This is a genomic window from Streptomyces sp. NPDC048349, assembly GCF_040651925.1.
Lineage (GTDB): Bacteria > Actinomycetota > Actinomycetes > Streptomycetales > Streptomycetaceae > Streptomyces.
Map to the genome: position 1 here is coordinate 1 of NZ_JBEZLA010000066.1, position 14393 is coordinate 14393.

A 14393-nucleotide genomic window follows, 5' to 3' on the forward strand; every position below is an offset into this window, starting at 1 on the left:
TGGCCGTGGACAACCCGGTGCCCGCCCCGCCGTTCTGGGGCACCCGGGTGGTCAAGGGCATCCCGCTCAAGGACTACGCCTCCTGGCTCGACGAGGGCGCCCTGTTCAAGGGCCAGTGGGGCCTCAAGCAGGCCCGCGCGGGCGGCGCCACGTACGAGGAGCTCGTCGAGAGCGAGGGCCGTCCGCGGCTGCGCGGCCTCCTGGAGAAGCTGCACACGGACAACCTCCTCGAGGCGGCCGTCGTCTACGGCTACTTCCCGTGCGTGTCCAAGGGCGAGGACCTGATCATCCTCGACGAGCAGGGCAACGAGCGGACCCGCTTCACCTTCCCGCGCCAGCGCCGCGGCCGCCGCCTGTGCCTCGCGGACTTCTTCCGCCCCGAGGAGTCCGGCGAGACCGACGTCGTCGGCCTCCAGGTCGTCACCGTGGGGTCGAGGATCGGCGAGGCCACCGCCAAGCTGTTCGAGTCGGACTCCTACCGCGAGTACCTGGAGCTGCACGGCCTCTCCGTCCAGCTGGCCGAGGCCCTCGCCGAGTACTGGCACGCCCGCGTCCGCGCCGAGCTCGGATTCGGCGGCGAGGACCCGGCCAAGGTCGAGGACATGTTCGACCTCAAGTACCGCGGGGCCCGCTTCTCCCTCGGCTACGGCGCCTGCCCCGATCTGGAGGACCGCGCGAAGATCGCCGACCTGCTCCAGCCGGAGCGGATCGGCGTGCACCTGTCCGAGGAGTTCCAGCTCCACCCCGAGCAGTCCACGGACGCGATCGTCATCCACCACCCCGAAGCGAAGTATTTCAACGCACGCTGAGGCAGACCGGCGTACACTGGTCGGTCCCATACAGGCCGGTCACCTGTTTCCGAGGGGATGTCCCCGCGGGCGGAGGTGACCGGCCTTCTCGTCCCCTGAGAGAGGCGTGCGCATGACCAGCACCGTTCCCGCCCCCGTGGTCCGTACGGCCGACGGGCACGCCCTCCAGGCGGTGCTGCTGGACATGGACGGCACCCTCGTCGACACCGAGGGGTTCTGGTGGGAGATCGAGGCGGAGATCTTCCTCGAGCTCGGGCACCGGCTCGAGGATGCCTGGAGGGACGTCGTCGTCGGCGGCCCCATGACCCGCAGCGCGTCCTTCCTGATCGAGGCCACCGGCGCCGCGATCGGTCTCGCCGAGCTCAGCGTGCTCCTCAACGAGCGCTTCGAGGCCCGCATCGCCGACCAGGTGCCGCTGATGCCCGGCGCCGAGCGGCTCCTGAGCGAGCTGGCCCGGCACAACGTGCCCACCGCCCTCGTCTCCGCCTCGCACCGGCGCGTCATCGACCGGGTCCTGCTCACCCTCGGCCGGGACCGCTTCACGATGACGGTTGCCGGGGACGAGGTGCCCCGCACCAAGCCGCACCCCGATCCGTACCTGCTCGCCGCCAGCACCCTGGGCGCCCACCCCTCCCGGTGTGCCGTCATCGAGGACACCGCCACCGGCGTGGCCGCCGCCGAGGCCGCCGGCTGCCGGGTCGTGGCCGTCCCCTCGGTCGGCCACATCGAGGCGGCCCCCGGGCGCACGATCGTGCGCTCGCTGGAGGAGGTCGACCTGCCGTTCCTCCGCTCTCTCATCAGCCCGCTGAACTGAGCGGGAGCCCCCGGGGCCTGGGCCGCTCCACCCCGCGCACCCCTTGCACGCACCGGTACCTCTCGTACACGCTCTGTACCGAACAGAACGCCGCAGGACTCAGGTCCCACGAGAGGATCTTCCGCGGACCGACCCGGAGGCTGAAATTCCATCCCCTCCCGGGCAGTGGTCCCAGGTGACCTTTGTCACGCGCCAAGCCCCCGAGACGCCTGTCCGGGGGCTTGTACGGCTTCCCTTGTGTCCGGATTGATCAGCTCCTGACCGAATCTGCGCGGACCTTCCCATAGACAACCAGTCCGCTCCCATCACCGTGCGATTACGCCCCAAGTCCGGCCAGTTCCAGCCATCCCGTCCCGGCCCACTAGTGTCAATCCGGGCACTGCGCCGCACCTCGGCGTCCCGCTGCACACACCCCTGTGCCGGGACGCAGTGGACCGATCGTCACACCACCGGCCCGATCGTTCCGCCCTGAACGGGCGACCGCCGCGACGTGCCCTTTTACGCCGCTTTGACCAAGTGCCGGGTACAGGGAGTTCTTCCAGCATGAACCGCAAGACCATGGTGCTGACGGCCGCGGCCGGACTGCTCACGCCCACGCTCGCCGCATGCGGCAGCGCCAGCGGCGGAGGAGCGGGAACCGGGGCGATCGTCGTCGGCACCACCGACCGGTTCGAAGCCGCCGAGTACGCCCCCGCCCCCTTCGACCCGGCCTACGCGTACGACGCCGGCGCCTGGAACGTCCTGCGCCAGACCGTCCAGACCCTGATGCACACCCCGCGCGGCGGCGGCCAGCCCGTCCCCGAAGCGGCCTCCGACTGCCGCTTCACCGACTCCGGCAACCAGAGCTACCGCTGCACCCTGCGCCCCGGTCTGAAGTTCGCGAGCGGCGACCCGGTCACCGCCAAGGACGTCAAGTTCTCCCTCGACCGCGTCCTCGCCATCAAGGACGAGAGCGGCCCGTCCTCGCTGCTCTCGACCCTCGCCACCGTCGAGGCCAAGAGCGCCGACACCGTCGTCTTCCACCTGAAGACCCCGGACGCGACCTTCCCGTACAAGCTCTCCACCCCGGCCACCGGCATCGTCAGCGAGAAGCACTACGACGCCAAGAAGCTCCGCCACGGCTTCGACGTCGACGGTTCCGGCCCCTACACGATGAAGGCCGAGGTCAAGGACAACCACCTCGTCCGGGCAGTCTTCAGCAAGAACCCGCACTACAAGGGCGACATCAAGCTGCAGAACGACAAGGTCGAACTGCGGACCTTCGAAGACTCCGCCGCCATGGGCAAGGCACTCACCGACGGCCGGATCCACATGGTCTCGCGCACCCTGTCGCCCGCCCAGATCACCGAGTTCGCAGCCCAGCCCCCCAAGGGCGTCAAGCTCGTCCCCATGCCCGGCCTGGAGATCCGCTACATCGGCTTCAACACCGAGGCCCCGGTCGTCAAGGACAAGGCCGTGCGCCAGGCGCTCGCCGCCGCCGTCGACCGCAACGCCCTCATCTCCAAGGTCTACGGCAAGTCCGCCCAGCCTCTCTACTCGCTGGTCCCCACCACCGTCAGCGGCCACGTCAACTCCTTCTTCAGCAAGTACGGCGAGGCCAACACCGCCAAGGCCGCCGCCCTGCTGAAGGACGCCGGCATCAAAACCCCCGTCAAGCTGACCCTGCACTACACCAGCGACCACTACGGCGACGGAACGGCCGCCGAGTTCGAGGCCCTCAAGGCCCAGCTGAACTCCACCCAGCTGTTCGACATCACCGTCCAGGGCAGCGAATGGGCCGACTTCCGCCCCGCGCAGAAGAACGGCGACCACGCCGCCTACGGGCTCGGCTGGTTCCCCGACTACCCGGACGCCGACAACTTCCTCGCCCCCTTCCTGGAGCAGGACAACTTCCTGGGCACGCCGTACGCCAACAGCACGGTGCGCACCAAGCTCATCCCCGAATCCCGGCGCGCCGTCGACCGCAACGTCGCCGCCCCCGCGCTCGCGGAGATACAGGACATCGTCGCCGAGGACGTACCCGTCCTGCCCCTGTGGCAGGGCAAGCAGTACGTCGCCGCACGCGACGGGATCACCGGAGTGGAGTGGTCGGTCAACGCCATCTCCGACCTCCAGCTGTGGGAGCTCGGCCGCGGCGTAAGCGGCTGACAGCGGCAACGACCGGCAGCGGGTGTCGCGGGCCGGAGCAACGAGACAGTTCGACTGTGAAGGACGTATCCGTGAATCGACGTAACCAGTGGCTGGCGGCCCCGCTCGGCGCAGCCACCGCCGCCGCGCTGCTCAGCGGTTGCGGTTCGACCGATGGCTCCAACGCCGGCAGCGGCAAGGGCGTGGTCATGGGCATATCCGACAAGGTGAAGTCCACCGACCCCGCCTCGGGCTACGACCCGGGCTCCTGGCTGCTGTTCAACAACGTCTTCCAGTCGCTGCTGAGCTTCCCCAAGGGCGGCACCACCCCCGAGCCCGACGCCGCCCAGAGCTGCGGCTTCGAAGGCGGCGACAGCAAGCTGTACAAGTGCGTCCTGCGACCCGGCCTGAAGTTCAGCAACGGCCACCCGCTCACCTCGAAGGACGTCAAGTTCTCCTTCGAGCGCACCCTGAAGATCAACGACGGCAACGGCCCGGCCGTGTTGCTCTCGTCCATCGCCGGCATCGAGGCCCCCGACGACAAGACCGTCGTCTTCCGCCTCAAGACGTCCGACGCGACCTTCCCCAGCAAGATCGCCTCGGGCGCCGGCTCCATCGTCGACCACAGCGAATACCCGGCCGACAAGCTGCGCACCGACAACAAGGCGATCGGCTCCGGCGTCTACAAGCTGGACTCGTTCAACGACAAGAGCGCCAGCTTCTCCGTCAACGAGAGCTACACCGGCAAGGCCAAGGCCAAGAACACCGGCGTCACCCTGAAGTTCTTCAACGGCGACCAGTCCGGCCTCAAGAAGGTCCTGGAGAGCGGCGACGTGGACTTCGCGTTCCGCGGCCTCGCCGCCAAGGACATCGCCGCCCTCGCCGCCACCAAGACCGGCGACAACAAGGTCGACGTCGTCCAGGGCACCGGCGCCGAGGTCGAGCACATGGTCTTCAACGTCAACGACCCCGTCGTCGGCAAGCTGCCCGTCCGCAAGGCCATCGCCTACCTCGTCGACCGCGAAGCGCTCGTCAAGGACGTGTACGCGGGCACCGCCACCCCGCTCTACTCCATCGTCCCGGCCGGCATCGCGGGACACACCACCCCGTTCTTCGACCGCTACGGCGGCAGCCCGCAGCTCGAGAAGGCCAAGGCGGTCCTCAAGGCCGCCGGCATCAACGGCAAGATCAAGCTCACCCTGTGGTCCACCCCGACCCGCTACGGCCCCTCCACCGACCAGCAGTTCGAGGTCATCGCCAAGCAGCTCAACGACAGCGGCCTCTTCGAGGCCGACATGAAGTCCGTCGAGTACGAGCAGTACGAGAAGGACATCCAGGACGGCAAGTACGGCATCTACGTGAAGGGCTGGGTCCCGGACTACCCCGACGCCGACAACTTCACCCAGCCGTTCTTCGGCCCCGGAAACGTCCTCGGCAACAACTACGACAACAAGGAGATCAGCGGGACGATCATCCCGTCGACCTCCGCGAAGTCCGACCGCACCGCCGCCAACACGGACTACAACCGCCTCCAGGACATCGTCGCCGACGAGCTGCCGATCCTCCCCCTCTGGCAGGGCAAGCAGTACGCCGTCACCCGCGAGAACGTCAGCGGCCTCCAGTGGTCCCTCGACGCCTCCACCGTCTTCCGCTTCTGGGAGATCAGCAAGGGCTGACCCGCCCCCGGGAACGCACGACGGGCCGGCAACCGCACCACGCGGTCGCCGGCCCGTCGCGTACCCGCCCGCGCTACTGCGCCCCCGGGCGCACCAGACCGCTCTCGTACGCGTACACCGCCGCCTGGACCCGGTCGCGCAGACCCAGCTTCGTCAGCACGTGCCCCACGTGCGTCTTGACCGTCGTCTCGCTCACGAACAGGTCCGCGGCGATCTCCGCGTTCGACAAGCCCCGGGCCACCAGCTTCAGGACCTCCACCTCGCGCTCGGTCAGCGTCCCCAGCGTGTCCGGGACGCTCTCCTCTCCCGACGGCAGGTGCCCCGCGTACTTGTCCAGCAGCCGACGCGTGATGCTCGGCGCGAGCATCGCCTCGCCCGCCGCCACCACGCGGATCGCCTGCACCAGCTCATTGGCCGGCGCGTCCTTCAGCAAGAAGCCGCTCGCCCCCGCCCGCAGCGCCTCCACCACGTACTCGTCCAGGTCGAAGGTCGTCAGCACGAGCACCTTCGCCGGCCCGTCCCGGCCCGGACCGGTGATCTGCCGCGTGGCCTCCACCCCGTCCATCCGCGGCATCCGGATGTCCATCAGCACCACGTCGGGCTGAAGCGCACGCACCTGGTCCAGCGCCTGCAGACCGTCCCCGGCCTCGCCGACCACCGCCAGGTCCTGTTCCGCCTCCAGGATCATCCGGAAACCGGTGCGCAGCAGGGGCTGGTCGTCGACCAGCAGGACGCGGATCGCCACGGGGTCTACCTCTATTCATCGGACGGCTTCGGCGGACCCCGCCCATTGTGCCCTGGGGCGACGATCAGGATCCCGCCGGGCGGACCTCCGCCCCGGCCCGCGGCACCACCGCCAGCGGATACACCGGGGGAGTGCCCCCGAACTCCGGACACACCGCCTGGTGATCACACCAGCCGCACAGCTTCGTCGGCCGCGGCCGCCACTCACCCGACTCCGTCGCCTCCCGGATCGCCTCCCACAGCGCGAGCAGCTTGCGCTCCACCCGCTCCAGATCCGCCACCACCGGGTCGTACGTCAGCACGTCCCCACTGCCCAGGTACACCAGCTGCAGCCGCCGCGGCACCACCTGCTTGAGCCGCCACACCACCAGCGCATAGAACTTCATCTGGAACAGCGCACCCTCCGCGTACTCCGGCCGCGGCGCCTTGCCCGTCTTGTAGTCGACGATCCGCACCTCACCCGTCGGCGCGACGTCCACCCGGTCGATGATCCCGCGCAGCCGCAGACCCGACTCCAGCTCCGCCTCCACGAAGAACTCCCGCTCCACCGGCTCCAGCCGCGTCGGATCCTCCAACGTGAACCACCGCTCCACCAGCGCCTCGGCCTCCGTCAGCCACCGCGCCAGCCCGGCCCCCTCGTCACCCTGCGGGAACAGCTCCGTCAGCTCCGGCTTCGCCTCCAGCAGCCGGTCCCACTGCCCCGGGATCAGCGCCTTCGCCCGCGGCGCCGTCCGTTCCTGCGCCGGATGATCGAAAAGCCGCTCCAGCACGGCATGCACCAGCGTCCCGCGGGTAGCAGCCGCACTGGGCTTCTCCGGCAACTTGTCGATCACCCGGAACCGGTACAGCAAGGGGCACTGCATGAAATCGCTCGCCCGCGAAGGGGAGAGCGAAGTGGGCCGTGCGGCGCTCGGCGCCACCTCGACCGGACCGTCACCGGAGCTCGTCGTCATGCACAAAACCCTACGACCCACCACCGACAGCACGCGCATACCATCGACGCAAAGGCCCCGCACACTGCATGATCGAGGCACCACCACGCGCCACCCGACGACGCGAGCAGCCCGCAACACACCCCCCGGACCCCCTCCGAGGCCCCCAGAACGAAGGACAGACGTGGCAGACACCGAGGAAACCGGCGAGCGCGCGGGACGGCGCCCCGGACCGGGCGGCGGCCTCCTCATGGGCCGGCCCTTCGGCGTACCCGTCTACGTATCGCCCAGCTGGTTCCTCGTCGCCGCCCTCATCACCTGGGTCTTCGGCGACCAGCTCGACCGCATCCTCCCCGACCTCGGCCCCGTCCGGTACCTCGTCTCGCTCTTCTTCGCCGTCGCCTTCTACGCCTCCGTCCTCGTCCACGAACTGGCCCACACCGTCGCCGCACTCCGCTTCAAACTCCCCGTGCGCCGCATCCAGCTCCAGTTCTTCGGCGGAGTCTCCGAGATCGAGAAGGAATCCGAGACCCCCGGGCGCGAATTCGTCCTCGCCTTCGTCGGCCCCCTGCTCTCCCTCCTCCTCGCCGCCGCCTTCTACCTCGGGATGAAGGCCGTCGACCCCGCCACCGTCCCCGGCGTCCTGCTGGCCGGCCTCATGATCTCCAACCTGCTCGTCGCCGCCTTCAACCTGCTCCCCGGCCTCCCCCTCGACGGCGGCCGCATGCTCCGCGCCGTCGTCTGGGGCATCACCGGCAAGCCCATGACCGGCACCGTCGTCGCCGCCTGGATCGGCCGCGCCCTCGCCGTCGCCGTCCTCCTCGGCCTGCCCCTCCTCACCCACACCGGCATCGCCGGCGAACGCACCGCCGACATCGGCGGCATGGACACCGTCATGGACGCCCTGCTCGCCGCGATCCTCGCCGCCATCATCTGGACCGGAGCCGGCAACAGCCTGCGCATGGCCCGGCTGCGCGAACACCTCCCCGAACTCAAGGCCCGCACCCTCACCCGCCGCGCCATCCCCGTCGAGAACGCCACCCCGCTCTCCGAAGCCCTGCGCCGCGCCAACGAAGCCGGCGCCCGCGCCCTCGTCGTCGTCGACGGCCAGGGCAACCCCACCGCCATCGTCCGCGAGAGCGCCATCGCCTCCGTCCCCGAACACCGCCGCCCCTGGATCGCCGTCAGCACCCTCTCCCAGGACCTCACCGACGGCATGAAGGTTTCAGCGGACCTCACCGGCGAAGCACTCCTCGACCACCTCCGCACCGCCCCCGCCACCGAATACCTCGTCCTCGAACCCGGCGGCGAGATCTACGGCGTCCTGTCCACCCTCGACGTCGAAAAGGCCTTCGTGAAGGCCATGGCACGGCCCCAGTCCTGAAGCCAATACACTGGTCACATGTCCGAACCGACCGGTGCCGCCCGCCGACGCGGGCCCTTCGAGGTCGGGGACCAGGTTCAGCTCACCGACCCCAAGGGCCGCCACTACACGTTCACGCTCGAAGCAGGGAAGAATTTCCACACCCACAAGGGTTCCTTCCCGCACGACGAGCTGATCGGTGCTCCCGAAGGCAGTGTTGTCCGCACCACGGGGAACGTCGCGTACCTCGCGCTGCGCCCCCTGCTCCCCGACTATGTCCTGTCCATGCCCCGCGGCGCCGCCGTGGTCTACCCCAAGGACGCAGGCCAGATCCTGGCCTTCGCCGACATCTTCCCCGGCGCCCGCGTCGTGGAAGCAGGAGTGGGCTCCGGCTCCCTGAGCAGCTTCCTGCTGCGCGCCATCGGCGACCAGGGCATGCTCCACAGCTACGAGCGCCGCGCGGACTTCGCCGAGATCGCCACCGCCAACGTCGAGCGCTACTTCGGCGGCCCGCACCCCGCGTGGCAGCTGACCGTGGGCGACCTCCAGGACAACCTGTCCGACACCGACGTCGACCGCGTGATCCTCGACATGCTCGCCCCCTGGGAGTGCCTCGAGGCCGTCTCCAAGGCGCTGGTCCCCGGCGGCATCCTCTGCTGCTACGTGGCCACCACCACCCAGCTGTCCAAGACCGTCGAGTCCATCCGCGAGATCGGCTGCTTCGCCGAGCCGCAGCCCTGGGAATCGATGATCCGCAACTGGCACGTCGAGGGCCTCGCCGTCCGCCCCGACCACCGGATGATCGGCCACACCGGCTTCCTCGTCACCGCCCGCCGCCTCGCGGACGGCGTCGAGCCCCCGATGCGCCGCCGCCGCCCCGCCAAGGGCGCCTACGGCGAGGACTACGAAGGCCCCGGCAGCGACCGCTCCGCGTAAGGGGCCCGCCGAAGCAACCGGGGCCACCGGGGCCACCGGAGCCCACCCAACACGAAGGCGCTGTGGCGCAGTTCCCCCGACCCACCGGGAACTGCACCACAGCGCCTTTTCGTTGTCCCGGGTACCAGTGCCGGACCCGGCCGTTCCACCGCCGTGTGAGGTGTGGCACGATGCTGGCTCCCCGTCACCCTTCGCACAGGAGACACCCCGCGTGCCGCACAGCCCCGCAGAGCTGGAGCCGACCCTGGAAACCCTGGCGCACATCCACGCCAGACCCCTCCACTGGCTCGCCACGGCCACCGCCATGGCCGCCGTCATAGCCACCGCGGGACTCGTCCAGCCGGCCACCGGCACCCCCGCCGAGCCTGCGGCGAACGGCCCGCAGGCCACCGCCCCCGACGCCGCCGCCGTCACCTACCCGCTCGACTGCAAGGGCGCCCCCCAGACCGTCACCGCCACCGCCCAGGGCGACCTCGACGGCGACGGCCGCCCCGAGACCGCGGCCGCCGTCCGCTGCCAGGCCGGCTCCGGCACCCCGCCCCACGCGATCTACGTCCTCACCCAGGACCGGACCCCCGGCGCCCGCCCCCGCGTCGTCGCCACCCTCCTGGACACCCCGCAGCGCCAGACCGCCGCCGATCTCACCGTGCGCGACGGCGCCGTCACCGCCACCCTCCTCGGCTACTCCTCGCCCGAGGTCCCGCGCTACAGCCCCGACGTCAAGAAGCTCGCCAAGTGGCGCTGGACCGGCGGAAAATTCCGCCAGGAGCTGACGGACTCGACCGCCAGGAGTGTTTGAACCGTCACTCGGCGTCCGGGCCGAAGACCTCCACCCCGTCCGAAACGCGCCTTACGTGAATACAGTCACCCGGACATTCCTTCGCCGAGTCCACCACGTCCTGGAGCAGCGGCAGAGGAACCGGAGTGGTCGCCCCCGCCTCCTGCAGCAGCTCGTCCTCCGGGCTCTTCACGTAGGCCAGACCGTCGATGTCCAGCTCGAACACCTCCGGCGCGTACTGCGCGCAGATCCCGTCCCCGGTGCAGAGGTCCTGGTCGATCCAGACCTCCAGCGGCTCCCCGGCCTCGCCGACGCCGCCCGTCGGAGCCTCCTGCTGCACGGTCATATCTCCTGCCGTTCCCTGCGCTCGGTGATCCATCCCGCCCACTCCTCGCAGCAAGTCGCGCGAGCTCTGACGGGTGTTGAACACTTCGACCTTACAACCGGCCGCTTTCAGATGTTGATGGGTGGGTATTTCCTTGGCGAGAGGGAGTACGCAAGGGTGAAGATCGGACACACCTCTACCGTCTTTGTGATCTAGGGGTTTCAATCACCACCAGCCCAGGTAGGGTCAGGAAGCGTCCAGCTCCCCTTGGAGGAGGTGAGGACCGTGGCAGCCCACGACGACGACATCAACCGCGGCATCCGGCCCGGGCGAGGGTCTGAGGACCCCGCCGGCCAGGTTGCCTATCTCGAGCAGGAAATCGCCGTCCTGCGACGCAAGCTCGCCGACTCTCCGCGACACACGAGGATTCTCGAAGAGCGGATCATCGAGCTCCAGACGAATCTGGCCGGCGTCTCCGCGCAAAACGAACGACTCGCGAACACCCTCCGTGAGGCCCGCGACCAAATCGTGGCCCTCAAGGAGGAAGTCGACCGGCTCGCACAGCCGCCGGCCGGCTTCGGTGTCTTCCTGCAGGCGAACGAGGACGGCACCGTCGACATCTTCACCGGAGGCCGAAAGCTCCGCGTGAACGTCAGCCCCAGCGTCGAACCGGAAGACCTCCGGCGCGGCCAGGAAGTCATGCTCAACGAAGCGCTCAACGTGGTCGAGGCCATGGAATTCGAGCGGGCCGGGGACATCGTCACCCTCAAGGAGATCCTCGAGGACGGCGAGCGCGCCCTGGTCGTCGGGCACACCGACGAGGAAAGGGTGGTGAGGCTCGCCGAGCCGCTCCTGGACATCACCATCCGCCCCGGCGACGCCCTGCTGCTCGAACCCCGCTCCGGCTACGTCTACGAGGTCGTCCCCAAGAGCGAAGTCGAAGACCTCGTCCTCGAAGAGGTCCCCGACATCGACTACGACAAGATCGGCGGCCTGGGCGACCAGATCGAGCTGATCCGCGACGCGGTCGAGCTCCCCTACCTCTACCCCGACCTGTTCAAGGAACACGAACTGCGGCCCCCGAAGGGCATCCTGCTCTACGGCCCGCCCGGCTGCGGCAAGACGCTCATCGCCAAGGCCGTCGCCAACTCCCTTGCCAAGAAGGTCGCCGAAGTCACCGGACAGGCAGCCGGGAAGTCGTACTTCCTGAACATCAAGGGCCCCGAACTCCTCAACAAGTACGTCGGCGAGACCGAGCGGCACATCCGCCTCGTCTTCCAGCGTGCCCGCGAAAAGGCCAGCGAGGGCACCCCCGTCATCGTCTTCTTCGACGAGATGGAGTCCCTCTTCCGCACCCGAGGATCCGGCGTCAGCTCGGACGTGGAGAACACCATCGTCCCCCAGCTCCTCGCGGAGATCGACGGCGTGGAAGGCCTGGAGAACGTCATCGTCATCGGCGCCTCCAACCGCGAAGACATGATCGACCCGGCCATCCTGCGCCCCGGACGCCTCGACGTGAAGATCAAGATCGAGCGCCCGGACGCCGAAGCCGCCAAGGACATCTTCGCGAAGTACCTCAAGGCCTCCCTGCCCCTGCACACGGACGACCTGTCCGAACACCAGGGCTCCACGGCCAGCACCGTCCACAGCATGATCCAGACCGTCGTCGAGCAGATGTACGCCGAAACCGAGGAGAACCGCTTCCTCGAGGTCACGTACGCCAACGGCGACAAGGAAGTCCTCTACTTCAAGGACTTCAACTCGGGCGCGATGATCCAGAACATCGTCGACCGCGCCAAGAAGATGGCCATCAAGGCCTTCCTCGAGCACAACCAGAAGGGCCTGCGCGTCTCCCACCTCCTCCAGGCTTGCGTGGACGAGTTCAAGGAGAACGAGGACCTGCCCAACACCACCAACCCGGACGACTGGGCCCGAATCTCCGGAAAGAAGGGCGAGCGGATCGTATTCATCCGTACGCTCGTCACCGGAAAGCAGGGCGCCGACACCGGACGCTCCATCGACACGGTGGCAAACACCGGTCAGTACCTCTGATCGAGCGGAGCGGCTGCGGATGCCCTCCCCGGGCATCCGCAGCCGACTGCTTTACCGACTGCTTTTCAGCCGGTGACGAGGCGAATCCAATGACGGAAATGATCTCCCCACGAGCGCGCAGTGGTTCTAGGCTCTTCCGTACCGCCGGACGCGCAGTGCGGGGACGGGCACCGCACGAGCACACGCAACGGAGCACCAGCGGTACTTGAGCGCCGCTCCCGAAGGGGAACGCCGCCGGGCAAGGAGGGCCGCATGACCGTACGGCGAGTAATGGGGATCGAGACGGAGTACGGGATCTCCGTCCCGGGGCACCCGAACGCCAATGCCATGCTCACCTCGTCCCAGATCGTCAACGCCTACGCGGCGGCGATGCACCGGGCGCGCCGCGCCCGCTGGGACTTCGAGGAGGAGAACCCGCTGCGGGACGCCCGCGGCTTCGACCTCGCCCGCGAGGCCGCCGACACCAGCCAGCTCACCGACGAGGACATCGGCCTCGCCAACGTCATCCTCACGAACGGCGCACGCCTCTACGTCGACCACGCCCACCCCGAATACAGCTCGCCGGAGATCACCAATCCGCTCGACGCCGTGCTCTGGGACAAGGCCGGCGAACGGATCATGGCCGAGGCCGCCGTCCGGGCCGCCCAGCTCCCCGGCGCCCAGCCGATCCACCTCTACAAGAACAACACCGACAACAAGGGCGCGTCCTACGGCACCCACGAGAACTACCTGATGAAGCGGGAAACCCCCTTCTCGGAGATCGTGCGCCACCTGACCCCCTTCTTCGTCTCCCGCCAGGTCGTGACCGGCGCCGGACGCGTCGGCATCGGCCAGGACGGCCGCGAACACGGCTTCCAGATCAGCCAGCGCGCGGACTACTTCGAGGTCGAAGTCGGCCTCGAAACCACCCTGAAGCGCCCCATCATCAACACCCGGGACGAGCCGCACTCCGACGCCGAGAAATACCGCCGCCTCCACGTGATCATCGGCGACGCGAACCTGTCCGAGATCTCCACCTACCTCAAGCTCGGCACGACGGCCCTGGTCCTGTCCATGATCGAGGACGGGTTCATCAACGTCGACCTCGCCGTCGACCAGCCAGTGCGCACCCTGCACCAGGTCTCCCACGACCCCGACCTGCACCACCTGATCACGCTGCGCAGCGGCCGGACCCTGACCGCCGTACAACTCCAGATGGAGTACTTCGAGCTGGCCAGGAAGTACGTGGAGGAGCGCTTCGGCTCCGACGTGGACGAGCAGACCGCCGACGTGCTGTCCCGCTGGGAGGACGTGCTGGGCCGGCTGGAGAGCGATCCGATGAGCCTGTCGGGAGAGCTCGACTGGATCGCGAAACGAGAGATCCTGGAGGGCTACCGGCGCCGCGACGGGCTGGGCTGGGACGCGGCGCGCCTGCACCTGGTGGACCTCCAGTACTCCGACGTACGGCCCGAGAAGGGCCTCTACAACCGCCTGGTGGCCCGCGGCAAGATGCAGAGGCTGGTGGAGGAGCAGGACGTGGAGCGGGCCCGGAGCAAGCCGCCGGAGGACACCCGGGCGTACTTCCGGGGCCGGTGCCTCGAGCAGTACGCGGACGACGTGGCCGCGGCCTCCTGGGACTCGGTGATCTTCGACCTGCCCGGACACGACTCGCTCCAGCGGGTCCCGACGCTGGAGCCGCTGCGGGGCACCCGGGCGCACGTGAAGGAGCTCCTGGACCGGTGCCGCACGGCGGAGGATCTGGTGCGGGTGCTTTCGGGGCGCTGAGCGGGGCTGAAAGGCCTCCGGTCCGGGAATCATGAAGACAGCCGGACGTTGTGAAAGTACGAGGACGGATGTC

Annotated in this window: 12 protein-coding genes; 9 read left to right on the forward strand and 3 right to left on the reverse strand. The window is 68.9% G+C overall.

What is annotated here, in order from left to right; genetic code table 11:
• The 4 genes from AB0D44_RS28490 to AB0D44_RS28505 all read left to right on the forward strand — a co-directional run.
• Positions 1-809, forward strand: an 809-nt coding sequence (locus AB0D44_RS28490) for a vitamin B12 dependent-methionine synthase activation domain-containing protein (protein WP_362596088.1), incomplete at its 5' end; no start/stop codon positions are given.
• Positions 810-921: 112 nt separating this feature from the next.
• Complete coding sequence (locus tag AB0D44_RS28495) at positions 922-1623, forward strand: HAD family phosphatase (RefSeq protein WP_362596090.1); 702 nt, start codon at positions 922-924, stop codon at positions 1621-1623.
• Between the two features lie 543 nt (positions 1624-2166).
• Positions 2167-3771, forward strand: a complete 1605-nt coding sequence (locus AB0D44_RS28500) for an ABC transporter substrate-binding protein (protein WP_362596092.1) — start codon at positions 2167-2169, stop codon at positions 3769-3771.
• A gap of 71 nt (positions 3772-3842) precedes the next feature.
• Positions 3843-5426 carry an ABC transporter substrate-binding protein gene (locus AB0D44_RS28505; protein WP_362596094.1) on the forward strand — a complete coding sequence of 528 codons (1584 nt, stop codon included), beginning with the start codon at positions 3843-3845 and terminating at the stop codon, positions 5424-5426.
• 73 nt (positions 5427-5499) lie between these two features.
• Here AB0D44_RS28505 and AB0D44_RS28510 read toward each other — a convergent pair whose 3' ends face one another.
• Together AB0D44_RS28510 and AB0D44_RS28515 are read right to left on the reverse strand one after the other, a co-directional pair.
• Positions 5500-6171 (reverse strand): response regulator transcription factor, encoded by a 672-nt coding sequence (locus AB0D44_RS28510; RefSeq protein WP_362596096.1) that lies wholly within the window; start codon positions 6169-6171, stop codon positions 5500-5502.
• Between the two features lie 64 nt (positions 6172-6235).
• Positions 6236-7123 carry a RecB family exonuclease gene (locus AB0D44_RS28515; protein ID WP_362596098.1) on the reverse strand — a complete coding sequence of 296 codons (888 nt, stop codon included), beginning with the start codon at positions 7121-7123 and terminating at the stop codon, positions 6236-6238.
• On the opposite strand from AB0D44_RS28515, the gene AB0D44_RS28520 reads away from it, so the two are divergent.
• From AB0D44_RS28520 to AB0D44_RS28530, 3 genes are all read left to right on the forward strand, one after another.
• Positions 7032-8486: a site-2 protease family protein gene (locus AB0D44_RS28520; protein WP_362596100.1), complete on the forward strand. Its 1455-nt coding sequence runs from the start codon at positions 7032-7034 to the stop codon at positions 8484-8486. The genes AB0D44_RS28515 and AB0D44_RS28520 overlap by 92 nt on opposite strands.
• Positions 8487-8504: 18 nt before the next feature.
• Positions 8505-9401: a tRNA (adenine-N1)-methyltransferase gene (locus AB0D44_RS28525; protein WP_362596102.1), complete on the forward strand. Its 897-nt coding sequence runs from the start codon at positions 8505-8507 to the stop codon at positions 9399-9401.
• A gap of 304 nt (positions 9402-9705) precedes the next feature.
• On the forward strand, positions 9706-10200 hold the full coding sequence (locus tag AB0D44_RS28530; protein ID WP_362596148.1) for a hypothetical protein: 495 nt from the start codon (positions 9706-9708) through the stop codon (positions 10198-10200).
• Between the two features lie 4 nt (positions 10201-10204).
• Here the strand turns inward: AB0D44_RS28530 and AB0D44_RS28535 are convergent, their stop codons facing one another.
• A complete protein-coding gene (locus tag AB0D44_RS28535) occupies positions 10205-10525 on the reverse strand; it encodes a ferredoxin (RefSeq protein ID WP_362596104.1) in 321 nt (106 codons plus the stop codon).
• Positions 10526-10789: 264 nt separating this feature from the next.
• Here AB0D44_RS28535 and arc point away from each other — a divergent pair, with 264 nt between their 5' ends.
• Positions 10790-12556, forward strand: a complete 1767-nt coding sequence (gene arc / locus AB0D44_RS28540; RefSeq protein ID WP_362596106.1) for a proteasome ATPase — start codon at positions 10790-10792, stop codon at positions 12554-12556.
• Positions 12557-12808: 252 nt separating this feature from the next.
• Entirely contained in the window at positions 12809-14320 is a 1512-nt protein-coding gene (gene dop / locus AB0D44_RS28545; RefSeq protein ID WP_362596108.1) for a depupylase/deamidase Dop, read from the forward strand.
• Positions 14321-14393 lie beyond the last annotated feature (73 nt).

Coding starts and splice junctions, on each gene's coding strand:
- AB0D44_RS28525 (WP_362596102.1), top strand. CDS start 8,505: ATGTCCGAACCGACCGGTGCCGCCCGCCGACGCGGGCCCTTCGAGGTC.
- AB0D44_RS28520 (WP_362596100.1), top strand. CDS start 7,032: ATGAAATCGCTCGCCCGCGAAGGGGAGAGCGAAGTGGGCCGTGCGGCG.
- AB0D44_RS28530 (WP_362596148.1), top strand. CDS start 9,706: ATGGCCGCCGTCATAGCCACCGCGGGACTCGTCCAGCCGGCCACCGGC.
- AB0D44_RS28515 (WP_362596098.1), bottom strand. CDS start 7,123: ATGACGACGAGCTCCGGTGACGGTCCGGTCGAGGTGGCGCCGAGCGCC.
- AB0D44_RS28500 (WP_362596092.1), top strand. CDS start 2,167: ATGAACCGCAAGACCATGGTGCTGACGGCCGCGGCCGGACTGCTCACG.
- dop (WP_362596108.1), top strand. CDS start 12,809: ATGACCGTACGGCGAGTAATGGGGATCGAGACGGAGTACGGGATCTCC.
- AB0D44_RS28535 (WP_362596104.1), bottom strand. CDS start 10,525: ATGACCGTGCAGCAGGAGGCTCCGACGGGCGGCGTCGGCGAGGCCGGG.
- AB0D44_RS28495 (WP_362596090.1), top strand. CDS start 922: ATGACCAGCACCGTTCCCGCCCCCGTGGTCCGTACGGCCGACGGGCAC.